Consider the following 16,565-nt stretch of genomic DNA (forward strand, 5'->3'; position numbering starts at 1 on the left):
CGCACGCTGGGCATCGCTGACCGGCAACGCGGCAGCTGTCATAACAGGCATACTACAAACTACCGCACTAATTCGCAGACGGACCACTAGTCAACAGACTGCGGACCCTGGTGTGCACTGGGGGATCAAGACTGAACAGGCTCTTGCACAGCTTGACGAAGGGCACGAACTCGGGAGCCCCGGGCTGGCTGGCGGCCGCGCAACTCAGGCGTGGATCGGACAGCGCGCTGCGTACGTCGTCATAGCCAGCAACCAACCACGCGTGATGGCCTGACGGCAGTTCCACTAGCGATACTCCCGTGGTCTGGCGAATGCGTGTCAGTTCGGCTGACGGTTCGACTGCCAGGTCGCGTGGAAACGGGAACGGTACTGAAGCGGAATCGACGTGATTGCAGGCGATCCCCGCCGCCTGTGGAGCGGGCTCGGTCGACATGGCATCGTGCTGCTGACACTCTGGCTGATGATCGGTGAGGTCGTGGGTGGCCATGGGCTCTCTTTCTGGTCACGGCTGGGCGGGTGGTCGGGTCGTTGATCGGCCGCTGCAGATCGGTCTCGTGAATTGATCGGAACGCTGTGTTTGCAGTCGTTTGCGACTGAGGGACCTGGACTCCAGGCTGAAAGCGGTGATCTCGCAGGCGTGCTGGCAAAAAGAGGTCGATGATCGCGGGTCGCATGACGGGTTGCCGCCGACGACAGCCGCAGCGCGGAGATATGGCACCTGAACCGCAACACCGCAGAGCCACGCCAACGCGGCGCCGTTGGGTAGTGCAGCAATCCGACATCGATGACCAAAACTCTTTGCCCGGCCGCAATTCGGCATCGCCAGAATCTCCCCTGGTCGACCAAGTTCACTTTTGTTATAGCGAGTCTCAATCGTCGCCGCGCTGCTGTTGGCGCGCCAAACATAGCACCACGACGGCACTGGAGCAGCTCGCGGGCGAATTTCACTACGTAGGAGGGAAGGAGTGGATCGCCGTGGCGTTCGGCCCTGCCGGCCTGCGCACATGAACGTACTGTGTCGCGTCTTTCATCGTGGCGGTGTCCGCTGCTCTGCAGGATCGGCACGGAAGTGGGAATCCGTACGATGCCATGACTTGGCGGCTGCCGTTTGCGTACCCCACTAGTTTGCCAACGGTCTGCTCAGTGGATCCGCAGATCGATGTGCTCGGGATCCACATTGCGAATGAACCAGCGGCTCCGTTCCATCTTGCCGACAACGTCCCCTGTTGGAGGGAATGGCCTCGGCCATCGGCACGGTCAGTTGCTATAGCGCTGTGGGGCAGCAGTATTGGCTGAGAAGAAAACGATCACGTCCATGGTGGCCGGTTGGCGGGCGGATCGTGAACAACAGGCGAACATGGGTCTTGTCCGGGGTTGGCAATGTACTGGGCGTGGCACTTCTTCTGATTCGCAAGTGGGTGTGGAGTTTGTTAGCCACGGAGTGTCCAAAGATGGTAAGGTCTGCAGACAGTCTCATGGTCTTTGGTGTTGTGGCGAGGGGAAGCTCATGGCAGCAGCTGCAGTTCCGATTCGGATGACTGTTCCCTGGGTTGGGGTTTGTCTGGCGATTTCGGGAGCGAGCCTTGTCCCGGCACTAGGCTCCGGTGAGCCACGGCCGGGAGCGAAATCTGAACTGGTCTCAGTGGAATCATCGTTGACCAGTCCGCCGCTGTCTCCGGCGGAGGACTTGTGTGAGATGTTCGGCGCCTGCGCTGTCCGTGGTGGACAGGTCGTGGCGGTCGGCGGAAGTGCCCCGGGCTCGAATACGGTTGCTGCGGCCGAGGTCACCGCGCCCGAGCGGCAGGTGTTCCGGCCCGCCGTCGGGCCCGGCGGGTGGCTGATCGGCAACGCAGTGGAACCAGGTCAAAACGGCGGGTTGTTGATCGGCAACGGTGCCGACGGCGATCCGGGCCAAGATGGCGGCGATGGCGGGCTGGTGTGGGGCAGCGGTGGCGACGGCGGCAACGGGCTCGACCCGGGTCAGGCAGGGGGCGACGGCGGAAACGCCGGGTGGATCGGCAACGGCGGCGATGGTGGGTTCGGCGGCCTGGGCGGGAACGGAGGGAACGGCGGGGACGCCGGCTTGATCGGTAACGGCGGCCAGGGTGGAGCTGGCGGGCGCGGGGTTGCCGGGTTGGATGGCCGCAATCCCGGTCTAGACCCCAACGGCACCCCTGCGGTGGACGGTGAAGTCCTGCCAGGTGCGAACCTCAATTACCCCGAGGCGCACAGCGTGAATGTTCAACTGGTTCTTCCTGGTGGTGACGCTGGCGACGGAAACCCTGGAGTGGCTGGTGGTATCGGTGGCTACGTCGGCGATTCGAATGCGACAGCGAAAGACTTCGCCACGATCTATCTCGGCTTCGCCAACCCGCAGAACCCAGGAGACGGCGGTCACGGCGGTGACGGCGGTGCGGGCGGCTCTGGAGCTCCGGGGGGCAATGGGGGTCCCGGCGTGAGCACGAGTGCGTCTGTCGTGGCTGAAGATGGTACTGCGACGGCGGTTGGCGGAGTAGGTGGGAACGGTGGACCGGGCGGTGAAGGTGCTGCCGGTGGCAACGGCGGCGCCGGAGGAGATGCGACGGCTTCCGGAGGCCCATCGAGTAGCGCTAATTCCGGGACTGGTGGCGACGGTGGTGGTGGCGGGGACGCCAGTGCCGCTGGTGGCGACGGAGGTAGCGGAGGCCGCGGCGGCGATGGTGGACGCGGAGGCGCGCTGGTCGGCGACGGTGGCGATGGTGGCCACGGCGGCACGGGCGGGACTGGCGGGATGGGCGCCCCAGGCGGTCCAGGCGGTGACGGCGGTGACGCCGGCGCTGCGGTCGTGATCGGCGACGGAACGGCCACGACTGGGGCCGGCGGGGCGGCTGGAAGCGGTGGCGACGGCGCAGCCGGTGGCGATGGGGGAAGTGGCGGAAACGGTGGAAATGGTGGCGCTGCAAGGGGTGCGGGTACCGACGGAGGTTCCGGTCGAGGCGGTACCGGTGGTGCAGGCGGCGCAGGCGGCGCCGGGGGAGCGCCAGGTACGCCTGGCAGCGGCAGCAGCAGCGGGGCTAGCGGAAGTCCGGGCGATGCCGGCCCAGACGGCAACGGCGGCGGCGACGGGGCCGACGGTAGCAGCGGCGGATCCGAGGACTGACGGTCTCCGGCGCTGTGCCCGTGGGGATGGTAGTGCACTGAAGGTGATGTCAGCAGCGATGCCGCAGCTGTTCTGCTATCGCCGAGGCCGCCGTGGTTTACGCGCTGGGTTCCCCGCGACCGCAGTGCTCCACGTGATCGGGCCCTAGCTCGTTGGTTGTCGCGACGCCCATACACGACAGGGTCCGCTGAATCTCTGCTGCCAACAGCTCCAGGACCGCCTCGACACCTTCGGCGCCGTCGACGGCGAGACCGTAGAGATAGGGGCGCCCTATCATCACTGCATCGGCACCGAGCGCCAGCGCGATGACGGCATCTTCACCGCAGCGTATGCCACCGTCCACAAGTACCGATGCCCGGCCAGCTAGTGCTGCCGCGATGGCTGGCAGCGCGTCCAGTGAGGCCGTGGCGCGATTGAGTTGGCGTCCGCCATGGTTCGATACCACGACACCGGTGGCCCCGATTTCGTCGACGGCCTTGAGTGCGTCGGTCGGCTCGAGGACTCCCTTGACGATGAACGGCCCGTCCCAGAGGTCGCGTATGGCAGACAACTCATCCCACGTCACCTCGGGCCGGATGTGGTGCGGCAACGGTGCTGCCGGTGGAGCGGGGCCGGTTGCGCCGTCGTTGTAGGCCATGTTGCGCATGGTCATGCGGCGGTGGCGGAGCAGGCCATACCACCAGCGAGGGTGGATCGCGGCATCGGCCATCGCCCCTGGCGTCAGAGTTGGCGGGTTGCTGACACCTGCACGTTGCTCGCGGAGTCTGTTGCCGGCCACGGGCACATCGACGGTGACGACGAGGGATCGATACCCGGCATCGCGCGCTCGCCGGAGAAGCTGAGCTGTCAAGCTGTCGGAGGTCGGAGGCCCGCCCCACGGGTAGAGCTGAAACCAGTGGTCATTCTCGGTGGCCTCGGCGACCTCTTCGAGTGAGTAGGTGGCGGCGGTGCTGAGTGTCAGCCGCGTCCCGGCACGTTCGGCGGCCTGGGCAGCTGCACGTTCTCCCGACCAGTGCACGAGTCCGGCCATGCCGGCCGGCGACAGCACAACTGGTAGATCGAACTGTTGGCCATCAATGATCGTACTGAGGTCGATGTCCACGTGACCGGCAAGAACGCGTTGCCGCAGAGTCCATTGTGCGAAGGCCCGGCGGTTCGCCCGCAGGGTCCGTTCATCTCCGGCGCCGCCCTCGACGAATGCCCTGGCCACGTTCGGCAGTGCGTCCATCGCCGCCTGCTGATAGTCCTCGATGGAAGCCAGACTCTGGCGTGCACGCAGCCGGTACCGAAAGGACGGTCTCACCACGCCGCCCTCTTCGGCAGGTCGGGGTGCGGACGAATCGCATCGTTGGTCCTGTTCCAGGTCAGCGAAGACTCGGTAGCGGACCTGGCGCTGAGGCAACGGAGCTCAGAGTTGCGGCGTAGGAAGACGTCGGCTCGCATGTCGTGATCCGATCAGTAGGTCGGCAGCGACGGGTCGATGGTCTTGATCCACGACAGGACGCCGCCCTGAAGGTGTTTGGCGTTGGTGAAGCCGGCCGCGTCGAGCATGGACAGCACTTCGGCCGACCTGACTCCGGATTTGCAGTACAGGATGATCTCTGCGTCACGGGGAAGTCGTGACAGTGCGGCGCCGGAGACGAACTCGGATTTGGGGATGAGAGTACTAGCCGGTATGCGCACGATGTCGAACTCGGTTTGTTCTCTGACGTCGATGAGCAGGAACTCGTTTCCAGACACCTGTTTCGCGTGTAATTCGTGGCTGGTGACGCTGGCATCCAGGTTTGGTTGACTCGCGGTGGCGCCACAGAAGGTGTCGTAGTCGACGAGCGCGGTGACGGTCGGCTCCTTTCCGCAGAGTGCGCAGTTCGGGTCCCTACTGAATCCCACCGTCCGAAATGACATATCCAGTGCGTCATAGGTCATCAGACGACCGATGAGTGGTTCGCCGATGCCGGTCAAGAGCTTGACCGCCTCGGTCACCTGGATGGAGGCGATCGTGGCGCACAGGACCCCCAGAACTCCGCCTTCGGCGCAGTTGGGTACTGATCCGGGGGGTGGCGGCTCAGGGTGGAGGCACCGATAGCACGGCCCGTCCTGTGCGCCGAAAACGCTGGCCTGGCCGTCGAAGCGGTAGATCGACCCCCAGACGTAGGGTCGTCCAGTGAGCACGGCGGCATCGTTGACGAGGTAGCGGGTGGCGAAGTTGTCGGTGCCGTCGACGATCAGGTCGTAGCCCTTGAACAGGTCGAGCGCATTGCCGGACTCCAGCGTGTCGTTGTGGGTGATGACGTCGACCCGGGGATTGATTCCGTGGATCGTCTCAGCGGCTGAGTCGACCTTCAGCCGATTGACATCGGACGTCTGGTGGATGATCTGGCGCTGCAGATTCGACTCGTCGACGACGTCGAAGTCGATCACACCGAGTGTCCCAACACCGGCGGCCGCAAGGTAGATCAGTGCGGGGGAGCCCAATCCGCCTGCCCCAACGCATAATACCCGGGAGCCCTTGAGTCGCTTCTGGCCAGGCAGGCCGATCTCGGGGATGGTCAGGTGCCGACTGTAACGTCGGACCTCCTCGGCGGTGAGCTCCGGGTGCTCGGAGACCAGTGGTGGGGTTGTCACAGGTCGTCTCCTTGATCGAGTCGTTGCTTACTGAGTGCGAGGGCTGATTTGGGGCTGGTGCAGAAAGCCCAACTCGGCTCGGCCGCCACCGATGACGGGGACCGGGTCGGCGCCGAGCGTATTGACAAGTAGTTCGTGATAGACGTCGCGGAAGTCGACGGTGCCCTTGAGGTCGCCGTCGTCGAGATCCGTCAGACTCGGGTGTTCGCCGTAGAACCCACCTTTGACCGGGTTGCCGGCGACGAAGAGGGGGCCAGCCGTGCCATGGTCGGTTCCTTGCGATGTGTTGGCGGCCACTCGGCGGCCGAACTCCGAGTAGGCCAACACCACGACGTTCTTGCCGTTCCCGCTGGCGTCCATATCGCGCAGGAAGGTGCACATACCCTCGTCGAGCAGCCCGAGCAGCGATTGCTGGGTGCCAAGCTGATCGGCGTGGGTGTCGAAGCCGCCCAGTTCGACGATGTACACGCGGGTGGGCATGTCGGCCTTGATGCACCGGGCGACGATCTGGAGCTGGGCGGCCAGTCTGTTGGACGGGTCGTAACGACAGGCGCGTGCGACGACGGGTTGGTCGTTCGTGGCCGTGGCGGTGATGGCGGGTAACGGGATTCCTGACCCACGGAGTGTGTCGGCGGCGCGGCACTGCAGCCGCACAGCCGACCTCGCTGAGTCGTCCTGGGGGTCAGCGGTCCCCAGCGCAGCCAAGGCCGTATCGGCGGGTGTGGGGGGTGGCCACGCGGCTTCCGTGAGTGCAAGTGCGGTGTACTTCTCGCCCAGGGCGACCAAGGGGAGCACCGAACCGATACTGATGGCTCGCAGGGGGTCGCCACCGGTGGTGTCGAGCCATCGTCCGATCCAGCCCGTGCCGACGGGCTGGGCCGGTGATGCGCTCTGCCAGATGTCCATCGACCTGAAATGACTATGGTCGGGGTTGGGGTAGGACACTCCGTGCACGATCGCAAGCTTCTCGTCGGCCCAAAGTGCGCCCAGGCCGGTCAAGGCTGGGTTGAGGCCCAGATGCCCGTCTAGCCCGATGGTGTCGGCGACGTCATAGGCGAAGCCTGGCCGCGCGTCGTAGTAGGCGCCGTCGGTATACGGAATGACCGTGTTCAGGCCATCGTTGCCGCCGTACAGCGACACGATCACCAGGATCGGTGGGGAATCCGATGGGTTGTTCTCGGCAGGTGCCCCCGCCATGGCGGGGGCTTCGCCACCCTCGGAGCTCCGCGACGTGCGAGGTGCCGATGCGGTCATTTCGGTGTCCTCTCAGCTGACGAGGTACTCGGGTGTGTTCACCGCCGCGGTGAACAGGCGGACGGTGTTTGCGGACAGTTGCTGGAGTGCCTTGGCCGTGGAGTCAGACCATGCTCCGATTCCCAGCAGGTAGCCCACCGCGTCGACGCGGTCGGCTGGTGCCGCTTCGTCGAGGGTCGACAGGTCGCCCATTGTCGCCAGCTCTGCGGCGGCCGACAGCCGGATGGCTGTGCTCGCCGTCGACACCCACACTCTGCCCTGTGGCCAACCGTTGACACCGATCGGATAGAACGGCCGGTGACCCAGTTGGGTCAGGATCCCGTCGATCCAGCCCGCCGTCTGGTCCGTGCTCACAGGGACCTGGAGCGTGCGGACGATACCGATCAGCCATTCGATCGGGGTGGTGATCGAGGTCCCACGGGCGAATTCCTCGTCGGTCAGCACCGCGGCGGTGAGTGCTTTCAGGTCCCGGCGCGATCCGTAGGCGGCGACGAGCCGACGTAACGCGGGCTTCGACGGTGCGGAGTCGCAGGCCAGCTGCTGCCACAGCCCGCCGGCGACGTACGGCGCGGAGTTCGGGTGGTTCAGGACGATGTCGCAGAGCGCTGTTGCGTCGAGTGCTCCGGTGACCCCCAGCACGGTCTTGACCGTGGCATCGTGGTCGGACTGCTCCACGAAGCTGTTCCCGCGCGCATCCACCCGCCACCCGGTAAGAGATCTGGCCGCGTCCCGAATGTCATTCTCGGTGTACCCGTTTCCATGGCCCAGCGCGAACAGTTCGAGGAACTCGCGGGCAAGGTTCTCATTGGGGTGTCCGGCGGCGCTGTTGTCGTCCCCATTTAGCCATACGAGCATGGCAGCGTCGGTGAGCATCGCGAAGGCTAGATCATGGAAGTCGCCGAGCTGGTGGGCGCGCAGTTTCCGGTGCTGGTCGGCCATGTAGGACGCACGGTCGACTACCCTCGCTGAGGTGGCGAAGTGGTTGTGCCACAACAGCGTGAGCTTTTCGTGTAGGGGTTCTTCGACGGTCGACATGCGACGTATCCACCATCGCGTCAAGTCCACCAGCTGAGCTTCCCGGTGGGTGTGTCGAGCGCCGTCGGCATGTGTTGCGAACTCGTCGTCGGTCGCCGGATCTGAATAGCTTGGCATCGGTGTCGCGATAGCGCCGGGGTCCTGCGCGGGGTCGGTGTCGAGTAGGGTGCGCACGGCGTTGCCGAGGTCGCTTCCCGCCAGCTCGTCGACCCTTTGCCCCGTGGTCCCGAATCCGGATCGGCGCAGTACTCGCGCGGCTGCGATCCACTCCCGTGTTTGTGTCGGCACGGAGTGGTTAGATGCGGCACACATGTTCAACTGCCTCTTCGATCGAACGGGTCAATTCGGCTCCGGCGGCGTGCGCGTCGCGCTCGTCAAGTTCCTCCAACGATGCGCCCGTTACCAGGACCGCCTTGGCGCCGGCTGCTTTGGCAGCGGCGGCGTCGTCGCGAGTGTCACCGATGAGGTACACCTCGCCGGGATGCACACGACGCTCGGCCAGTAGTTCGGCGATCATCGCGGACTTGGTCTGGCGCGGATCGCGTCGGCCCCTCACGACTTCGAATAGCGACGTCAGACCGTACCGACAGAGGACCTCGACAAGGTGATCGTGCGGCCACAGCGAAACAAGGTGCTGTTCGGCAGTGCGGCGGCGGGCGGCACACAGGGCTTGCATGGCACCGGGAACCAGTGCTGCACTGCCGAGGTTGTCCAGGTAGGTGTTCTCGAAGGTCTCGTCGAAGAGGTTCCACTCCATGTCGGTGAGCGTTCGGTCCAGGATCGCGTCGACGAATGCGCGCATAGGCCGGCGGAAGCTGGCGATGATCTCGTCTTGCGACAGCGCCGACAGGCCGAGCGTGTGCAACGTAGCCTCAACGCTGGTGAGCAACAGCTTCCGGTCGTCGTACAGCGTTCCGTTCCAGTCCCAGACGATGCACGGGGCGCTGGTGGGCCGGGTGTCGGTGCTCAGCATGACTTTCGAGCGATCATCAAGCGGGATACTTTCGAGTCGGCCGCGATGTCGTCCTGGCGTAGCAGCGCGAATTCCGGGGACAACAGGCTGGCCGGCTCACCCGGCTTGGGACGCCACTGTTCGCGAACATGCGAGCTGTGTCGGTCATTGGCCACTGGCGCCTCCCAGGCCAGCACGCCGCCGTCGGCGACGGCCCCGCACGCCTTGTGGAAGACGCCGGGATCCCAGAAGTATCTGCACATCACAAGCGCGTAGTGACGCCGCTCGGGAACCCACGTAAGCAAGTCGGCGTGTGTCAGGGTCAGTCGGCCGGTCAGGCCACGCCGCGCACCTTCATCGGCGACTTCCCGGAGTGCGACGTCGGAGACATCGACTACGGTGACGTGTCGATCAGATTCCGCCAGTGCCAGAGCCGTTCCGGAACGTCCCCCCGCCAGCTCGAGAACCGGCCCTTCCGGGGGATCCGCTTCGAGCAGGTCGGGAAGCCACGATCCCGGGGCGAAGTTGAAGACGCCGTTGAGCACCGATTGTTCGTACTTCTGATTCCAACGGAGCCGGTCCGGATTGCCGGCCAGAGTCGGCGGTATACCACCGCTCACGGACGAGTGCCGATCCATTCCGCACCGTCGGAGGAGAACTCCTTCTTCCAGATCGGCGTCTCCTCCTTGAGTAGCTCAATACACATCCGGGCTGCCTCGAATGCCTCGGCGCGATGCGGTGCAGATGCAGCGATGACGACCGCGAAGTCGCCGATGTGCAGCTCGCCCGTGCGGTGCGCGACGGCGACCCGCACGCCGTCACCGGTGTCCTCGCACCGTTCGACGATGGAATCAAGTGTGCGATAGACCATCTCAGGGTAGGCCTCGTAGAGTAGCTTGGTGACCTCGTGTCCCTGGTTGTGGTCGCGCACGATACCGACAAAGATGACCGTGCCCCCTTGGCTAGGGACATTGACTGCGTTGAACACCTCGTCGATGCTCAGCGGCTGGTCGGTCAGGCGCGTGTAGCGATCGGAGCCACCGGCCACCTGCGGGATGAAGGCGACGGTGTCGCCTTCGTCGAGTGTCGTCGAGGGGGGCGCGATTGCTTCGTTCACGGCCATCTTCACCCCTCGGCGATGGGTAGCGATAGCGGGATGTCGGTCCGTGACCGCCGCGACGAGATCGGCAACGGTTGCGTCGTGCTGCAGGGTGACCTTCTCCTCCCGCGCGCCGCTGCAGGCCTCGCGAATTATTCCGAAATACAGGACGTTGACTGTGATGACAGAATCCATGCTGGTCTACTTTCTGCGGCGGAGGTTCAGGGAGTCGAGTCGGCGTTGCGGAGGTAGTGGCCCGACCGGCCACCACTTTTCTCCTCGAGAACGATGTCGGAGATGGTCATGCTGCGGTCCACGGCCTTGCACATGTCGTAGACGGTCAGCGCTGCGACCGCGACAGCAGTCAACGCCTCCATCTCAACGCCTGTGCGGCCGATGGTGGTCGTGCTGGCGCTGATAGACAACTGGCCGGGAAAGTGGGGGGCCAGTTCGACAGTGACCGCCTCCATGCCGAGCGGATGGCACAGTGGGATCAGGTCACCAGCTCGCTTGGCGGCCATGATCCCGGCAAGACGCGCCGCGGCGAGCACGTCACCCTTCGCGGCCGCGCCGTTGATGATCATGTCCAAGGTCGATGCGGCCATGATCACGGTTCCCGAAGCACGTGCGTGGCGGTGAGTCACCGACTTCCCGGAGACATCGACCATCCGGGCAGCGCCGTTCTCGTCGAGGTGAGTGAGGACCTCGCCCATCAGCTGGCCTCCGATCCGGGCAATGTGGGGGCCACAGCGCTGATCGCCTCGGCCAGGTCGAAGTCGAGTCCGGTCAGGCAGTTCATCTGGTGGGTCCAGAGCGTCACCGTTACCGCTCTCTTGCTGTTGACGCAGAAGTCTGGATGGTGGTTGATCTTCTCGGCGATCATCGCCATCTGTGTGACGAACCCGAGACTCTGCGAGAAGCTCGCGAACCGGAATGTGCGTTGCAGGCATCCGTCGGCGAGCTCCCAGCCCGGGATCGAGGGCATACGCGCGGTGATGTCTTCGCCCATGAGTTCCTTGGTCTGGCCGTCGCATACTTCGTGGGACACGGCGCAGGTGTGGCCGGCGGAATCGATGGTGACCATGCTGTTCCCTTCTGGTTGTGGTAGAGGTTGGGCGGTTGTGGTTGTGCGGGTGGTCAGTTCAGCCGCCCCGGGTGTGCATTTCCAGGTGCGGGTCGGTCTTGAGAGCGCTTACAGGAAGGAACACTCCCCGTTTGCGTTGCGAATGACGGAGTTCCGCGCCGCGGCTGGCGCGGCTGCTCCAGCCGTTGGTGACGATGTCGAGTAGTTCGTCGTCGGTGGCGCCTTGACGGAGCGGATCGCGCAGATTGGTGCCGGACAGGGCGTAGAGGCAGTGCAGCCAGATTCCGTCTGCGGTGAGCCGTGATCGGTCGCAAGTTGAGCAGAACGGCTCGGTTGTGGAGGCGATCACGCCGAACGTGGTGCCGTCGGGCAGGCGGTAGCGGTTCGCAGGCGCGGAATCCGTCTTGGGGAGAGCGACGATGGGGCCGTACTGGTGCTGGAGTGTCGCGATTATCTCGGCCTTGGAGACGACTTTGCCATGCGACCAGTGGGTGGCTCCGCCGACATCCATGTACTCGATGAAACGGACCTCTGCATCGACCGAGCGACCGAACTCGATAAGATCGGCAAGCTCGTCATCGTTGACATCTCGCATGACCACGGTATCGATCTTGGTGCTGGTGAATCCCGCCGCGGCGACTGCCTTGATTCCGTTGATCACCCTGGCATGCGTTGTTCGCCGGCTCAACAGTTCGAATCGTTTGGGTCGCAACGTATCAAGGCTGACTGTGACTCTACGAAGGCCAGCCTCGCGAAGCCCTTGGGCGCGGTCGGCGAGGAGTACGCCGTTCGTCGTGATCGCGAGGTCGTCGAGGGTTGCGGACTCGGTGATCTTGTCGGCGAGCAGGCGGATGATCTGGTTGATGTCGGGCCGGATGAGAGGTTCTCCCCCGGTGAGTCGAACCTTCTTGACGCCTGCTCTAGCAAATACATCGACAATGCGGCCTATTTCATCGATGCTGAGGAGATCTGACTTCGGCAACCACGCGTACTCTTCCTCGGGCATGCAGTACTGGCATCGCAGGTTGCATTGGTCGATTACCGACAGCCGAAGGTCGCTGAGCGGCCTGGCAAATATGTCGGCAACGCCGGCTGGTGCTTCTGTTGCCTCTGTGGACATAGCTGGACCTCTCGCGTCGAATCTGAATAACACGGCCTACTAATGCGATTGAGCTTTCATGGCTCGCTGCGAGCAAGTTGAACGTAGCACTGGATTGTCGGTCGGGCCGTCGGTAGGAAACAGAATTTACTGAAGCTCAAGTAGTCATCCGGCGATGCAATAGTCCTGAACCGTTGTTGCGAATACTGTGTGTCCTTCAGGCGAACATGGCGTCGCCAATTGTCGAGGAGGACGTTCAAACTTGTGGTTCAGCTTCGGGCATGTGGCGATTCAGTTACCGACACTTGAATCTTGAAGTACGTCTGGCATTGATGGCCGACTCCTGCTAGGAATTGATGTGAGTCGCTGGGCGCGGCTCTTCGGGCCGACTGTTTGGCTGGGCGGCCGGGGTCGGCGACAGGTCGTCGTCTGACGCCGGCGCCGATGTTCGCATGATGTCGCAATGCCGTCCAAGAGCGACTGACTACCATTAATCAGTCTGTCCGACAGATGAAGTGGGCACATCGTGAGGAGTTCTCAACAGCAAGATTCGTCGGGATTGGCTCTTCAGCGTGCGGTCCGTCGAGGAGGAGATGATGAAAACTCAAGGCGCAATTCTCTGGGAGGTCGGCGCTGATTGGAGTGTCGAGGAGGTCGATCACCATGCACCCCGGCCCGGCGAGGTGGTGGTCAGGCTCGCGGCAAGTGGGCTCTGCCACTCAGATCACCATCCCCGCAACGGCAACATCCCGACGGATCTGCCTCTGCTGGGCGGCCATGAAGGCGCGGGGGTGGTCGAGGAGGTCAGTTCCGGTGTCGACCGGTTGAAACCCGGGGACAGGGTCGTATTGGCCTTCATGCCGGCATGTGGCCACTGCCGCTGGTGTGCGACCGGCTACTCCCAGCTTTGTGACCACGGCGCCGTGCTGATGACGGGCCTGCCCGTCAGTGATGGCAGGCCGCGGAGTTTTGCACGCGGACAGGGCCTTCGGCGAATGGCGCTGCTCGGTACCTTCAGCCCCTATACCGTGGTGCATCAAGATTCCTGTGTGAAGATCGACGACGACATTCCGCTCGAGCTTGCCGCACTGGTGGGATGTGGTGTTCCGACTGGCTTTGGCGCGGCCGTCAACCGTGCTCAGGTGCGGCCGGGCGATACCGTTGTCGTTGTGGGTTGTGGGGGAGTGGGTTCCAGCGCTGTGCAGGGTGCGCGAATTGCAGGCGCGCAGAACATCGTTGCGGTCGACCCAGTGGCTTTCCGCCGCGAGCAGGCTCAGCTGCTGGGGGCAACCCACGCAGCGGAGTCGATGTCGGATGCGCTTCCCCTGGTCACTGAACTGACGCGGGGTGTGATGGCCGACAAGACGATCATGACCGTGAATCTGCTCAGCGGTGAGATGTTGCGACCGCTGATGGAGCTCACCCGCAAGGGTGGCCGTGCGTGCTTGACGTCGGTGGCCAGTCCGACGACTTCGAAGGTGGATCTTCAGTTGATCGACCTGATCATGAGTCAGAAGGAGATCGTGGGGAACGTATTCGGTGGGTGCAATCCACATGCCGACCTGCCTCGTCTGCTTTCCCTGTTCAGGTCGGGTGAGTTGAAACTCAAGGAACTGGTGACGAAGACGTATCGGCTTGATGAGGTCAATGAAGGCTATGAGGATCTACTAAGCGGACGAATCATGCGTGGGCTGATCACATACTGAGGGCCGTGTCGCCACGAAGTGCCGGATCGAAAGAGAGGTGGCGATGTCGTCGCTGACCGTCATTGTGAACATCCATGCCGAAGGGGGCCAGATCGAGTTGGTCAGATCCGAGCTTGAAAGGGTGACGACGGCGACGCGGGGCGATCAGGGCTGTGTTCGATGCGAGTTGTATCAGGATGCCGAGGATGCCAGTCACTTTGTTTCGTTCGAGAACTGGGAATCGCGCGAGCTGTGGCAGGCACATAGGTCGGCCCCGCACATGAGGGCCTACATCGAGGCAACGAGTGGGGCGGTCTCGGAGTTTTCGATAACCGAGTTCGTCACGGTCACCTAGGCCGCTTGGACGCAGTTTGTACTCTAGGCCGACGGTTTCGACTGTGTCACTGAGCTATTCCGGCGGGCGGGTCCATAGGTAGGATCCCCGAGCACCGTGTCTTACCCAGCCGTGGATATCGGCCCGCAGCGGATGGTCAGCGCTGTTCGGGCCGAGTTGCCGTCCTCTGCGGTTCAACTCGGCGAAGCAGAGTCCGACCACGTTGAGCCACGCCGAGCTGGTCCGCATCGTATGCGTGTTGATTCTCGAATGAGCCGATAGCCAGCGCCTCACCGAGGGCAGTCTGTGGGTGGACATGCGGTGGAGGATCAGATAGATGTCGAATTCTTCGGGAACCGCGGAATCGACTCTGGATAGGAACGTAAGGAATTCGCGGGCCCGGTCCGGCGCCTCTAGCGGAGGGGAGATCGTGGCTTTGGTCATCCAATCCAGCGTCGTGTACACGTGCATTGCCGTATTCGCTGGATGGCCCAATGTGGCTTGTGTTCGTAGCTCGGGCGCGGCCGTCGAGAACGCGGCCTGGGTGAGATCGGCTGCGTCGATTCGCGTGAGTTTGTCAGCGGATACGGCCAGGGCGCGCTCGGGTGGGCTGAGGAACAGGCCGACCACGTCGCTGACCTTGTCGACGAATCCTTGACCGGGCGCAGCCGCCGCCGACGACTCCTGTTTGTGCGGGGCTAGACCGAATGCGTGCCAAACGCGCATCACCGTTGACTGCGACAGTCCTAGATGTGAAGCCATCGAGCGGGTCGACCAGCGCGCGCCATTGGGTGGGCTTGCCTGCAGCGTTGCAACAATCAGCGCCTCGATCTTGGCGTCGTCGAGCTCTCGGGGCCGCCCAGACCGCGGATGATCTAGCAAACCTTCGCAGCGGTCCTCGACAAAGCGCTTCCGCCAGCGGCGCACCGTCGACCGCGTCGTTCCGAATTGCCGGGCCAACTCGGCGTTCGACACTCCCGCGGCGGCGCCGAGGATGATCCGCGCACGCAGACCCAGCTTGGTCGAGCTCGAATTCTGCCAAGACCACTCTTCGAGTACGGCGCGCTCACCGTCAGCCAAAAGGATCTTGGCGTCATCTGGCCCAGGCATTCCGACAGAGTACGATAGATGTGTGTCGTTCACTACTACTTCTCCTGTGCGTCAGGGTGATTCAAAAGTATCTTGATAGAAGATGCTGTACCGAAGTGGAAACGGAAGCGAATTACCAGCATGCGTTTCTTTGGCGCCGCGCGTTGACGATGTCAATCTCGGTTGGTCTAGTTCTTTTGACACAGAAAACACTTGGCAACGCCTCCGTAACCCGCACTTCGGCCGACTGGCCGCGGGCGCTACGTACGTCGGTGCGCAGGATCGACCATCGTCGGCGTGAGCATGGGCTGGTGCGAGTCGAAAGTCTAAGCCCAGCAATGCCTTGGGCCGCTGCATCCGAAGTCGCGGCGTGCGGGAAGGTGGCCGAGCTGCACTCGGTCTATCGGCTTGGTGCCGGCCGTGAGGCGGCATTCGCCGTCTCTGGGCTCTCCGCATCGAGCCGAAGTAGCCTGCGCTGCAGTGTGGAGCAACGTGCATACAGCTCTGCGCGGTTTCGGGGGCACGTTGAATTTGGGAGGACTGTGGGCTTTGGTAACTCGGCTCACTGTGGAGATCGCTGAGTTTTTCATGCTCGTCAGCTTGCCGTGCTGACGTGTCCGTGTCGTCGTCCCATCGTGGCAAGTGTCAGGTACTACAAGAGGAGTAGGACAGGGCTTCGGTTGTGCTGCACAGTCTGACCACAAAGTCGGTGAACGATGTGAGGTGAGGCCCTCGCAGTCGTCCATGCCGACAATCTGTACCCGTGTCGTTTGTTCACGGTTGTGCGAGCCGAGGACCGAGTGATCATCGGGGTCTCGTGCCCAGTCAGTGCTCGCCGCCGGTGCGTCGGCATGCCGTCGCTCGACTGCGATCAGGCGAACCGGTGCCCGAGGCTGCTGCCGGGACTGGAGTCTGCCAGGCGACCCTGCTTCCGCTCAAAGCATCAGGACCTGATCGACAGCGGTGCCATCGCGGTTGGTCCGGGCGTGGAGGCCGGCGAGCTGACGGTCACTCGCAGGTGCATCGCCCAACTCGAGGTCGAGCCGCTGTTGGTCCGCGACGCTTGCGAATTGTTCGACAAAGGGCCGGTGGTGCGCTCAGAACGTCGATGCGCGATCGCTGAGGTCTGATGGCCTGAGGCCAATCAGCTCGACCCATCCGTCGGATGGC

16 protein-coding genes and 1 pseudogene are annotated in these 16,565 nt (G+C 63.6%); 5 read left to right on the forward strand and 12 right to left on the reverse strand.

Features of this window, described 5'->3' with window-relative positions:
* Positions 1-67: 67 nt before the first annotated feature.
* Entirely contained in the window at positions 68-487 is a 420-nt protein-coding gene (locus ACXAID_RS07865; RefSeq protein ID WP_475021639.1) for a hypothetical protein, read from the reverse strand.
* A gap of 1,209 nt (positions 488-1,696) precedes the next feature.
* Here ACXAID_RS07865 and ACXAID_RS07870 point away from each other — a divergent pair.
* Together ACXAID_RS07870 and ACXAID_RS07875 are read left to right on the forward strand one after the other, a co-directional pair.
* Positions 1,697-2,062: pseudogene (locus ACXAID_RS07870) on the forward strand (PGRS repeat-containing protein); the annotation flags it as partial.
* Between the two features lie 463 nt (positions 2,063-2,525).
* Complete coding sequence (locus ACXAID_RS07875; protein ID WP_475021688.1) at positions 2,526-2,828, forward strand: hypothetical protein; 303 nt, start codon at positions 2,526-2,528, stop codon at positions 2,826-2,828.
* 408 nt (positions 2,829-3,236) lie between these two features.
* Here the strand turns inward: ACXAID_RS07875 and ACXAID_RS07880 are convergent, their stop codons facing one another.
* The 10 genes from ACXAID_RS07880 to moaA form a co-directional block, all read right to left on the reverse strand.
* Positions 3,237-4,445, reverse strand: coding sequence for an alpha-hydroxy acid oxidase (locus tag ACXAID_RS07880; protein ID WP_475021640.1), 1,209 nt, complete (start codon positions 4,443-4,445; stop codon positions 3,237-3,239).
* A 149-nt stretch (positions 4,446-4,594) separates the two neighbouring features.
* Positions 4,595-5,764 (reverse strand): molybdopterin-synthase adenylyltransferase MoeB, encoded by a 1,170-nt coding sequence (gene moeB / locus ACXAID_RS07885; protein ID WP_475021641.1) that lies wholly within the window; start codon positions 5,762-5,764, stop codon positions 4,595-4,597.
* A gap of 27 nt (positions 5,765-5,791) precedes the next feature.
* Positions 5,792-7,018, reverse strand: coding sequence for a DUF1501 domain-containing protein (locus ACXAID_RS07890; protein WP_475021642.1), 1,227 nt, complete (start codon positions 7,016-7,018; stop codon positions 5,792-5,794).
* Positions 7,019-7,030: 12 nt separating this feature from the next.
* Entirely contained in the window at positions 7,031-8,341 is a 1,311-nt protein-coding gene (locus tag ACXAID_RS07895; RefSeq protein WP_475021643.1) for a DUF1800 domain-containing protein, read from the reverse strand.
* 7 nt (positions 8,342-8,348) lie between these two features.
* Positions 8,349-9,026: an HAD family hydrolase gene (locus tag ACXAID_RS07900; RefSeq protein WP_475021644.1), complete on the reverse strand. Its 678-nt coding sequence runs from the start codon at positions 9,024-9,026 to the stop codon at positions 8,349-8,351.
* Positions 9,020-9,550, reverse strand: a complete 531-nt coding sequence (locus tag ACXAID_RS07905) for a methyltransferase domain-containing protein (protein ID WP_475021645.1) — start codon at positions 9,548-9,550, stop codon at positions 9,020-9,022. The genes ACXAID_RS07900 and ACXAID_RS07905 overlap by 7 nt, the downstream gene beginning before the upstream one ends.
* A gap of 71 nt (positions 9,551-9,621) precedes the next feature.
* Positions 9,622-10,299, reverse strand: a complete 678-nt coding sequence (locus tag ACXAID_RS07910; protein WP_475021646.1) for a molybdenum cofactor biosynthesis protein — start codon at positions 10,297-10,299, stop codon at positions 9,622-9,624.
* Positions 10,300-10,325: 26 nt separating this feature from the next.
* Positions 10,326-10,817 (reverse strand): cyclic pyranopterin monophosphate synthase MoaC, encoded by a 492-nt coding sequence (gene moaC, locus ACXAID_RS07915; RefSeq protein WP_475021647.1) that lies wholly within the window; start codon positions 10,815-10,817, stop codon positions 10,326-10,328.
* Positions 10,817-11,188 carry a 4a-hydroxytetrahydrobiopterin dehydratase gene (locus ACXAID_RS07920; protein WP_475021648.1) on the reverse strand — a complete coding sequence of 124 codons (372 nt, stop codon included), beginning with the start codon at positions 11,186-11,188 and terminating at the stop codon, positions 10,817-10,819. Before ACXAID_RS07920 ends, moaC begins: the two co-directional genes overlap by 1 nt.
* A gap of 58 nt (positions 11,189-11,246) precedes the next feature.
* The gene (gene moaA / locus ACXAID_RS07925) at positions 11,247-12,308 is read right to left on the reverse strand and encodes a GTP 3',8-cyclase MoaA (protein ID WP_475021649.1); all 1,062 of its coding nucleotides are present in this window, start codon (positions 12,306-12,308) and stop codon (positions 11,247-11,249) included.
* Between the two features lie 575 nt (positions 12,309-12,883).
* Here moaA and ACXAID_RS07930 point away from each other — a divergent pair.
* Together ACXAID_RS07930 and ACXAID_RS07935 are read left to right on the forward strand one after the other, a co-directional pair.
* Positions 12,884-13,993, forward strand: coding sequence for an NDMA-dependent alcohol dehydrogenase (locus ACXAID_RS07930; RefSeq protein WP_475021685.1), 1,110 nt, complete (start codon positions 12,884-12,886; stop codon positions 13,991-13,993).
* Positions 13,994-14,036: 43 nt separating this feature from the next.
* Positions 14,037-14,327: a putative quinol monooxygenase gene (locus tag ACXAID_RS07935; protein ID WP_475021650.1), complete on the forward strand. Its 291-nt coding sequence runs from the start codon at positions 14,037-14,039 to the stop codon at positions 14,325-14,327.
* Positions 14,328-14,381: 54 nt separating this feature from the next.
* On the opposite strand, the gene ACXAID_RS07940 is transcribed toward ACXAID_RS07935, so the two are convergent.
* Positions 14,382-15,416 carry an IS630 family transposase gene (locus ACXAID_RS07940; protein ID WP_475021651.1) on the reverse strand — a complete coding sequence of 345 codons (1,035 nt, stop codon included), beginning with the start codon at positions 15,414-15,416 and terminating at the stop codon, positions 14,382-14,384.
* Between the two features lie 830 nt (positions 15,417-16,246).
* On the opposite strand from ACXAID_RS07940, the gene ACXAID_RS07945 reads away from it, so the two are divergent.
* A complete protein-coding gene (locus ACXAID_RS07945) occupies positions 16,247-16,525 on the forward strand; it encodes a hypothetical protein (protein ID WP_475021652.1) in 279 nt (92 codons plus the stop codon).
* Positions 16,526-16,565 lie beyond the last annotated feature (40 nt).

Source organism: Mycobacterium sp. ABE4_509 (genome assembly GCF_056160785.1).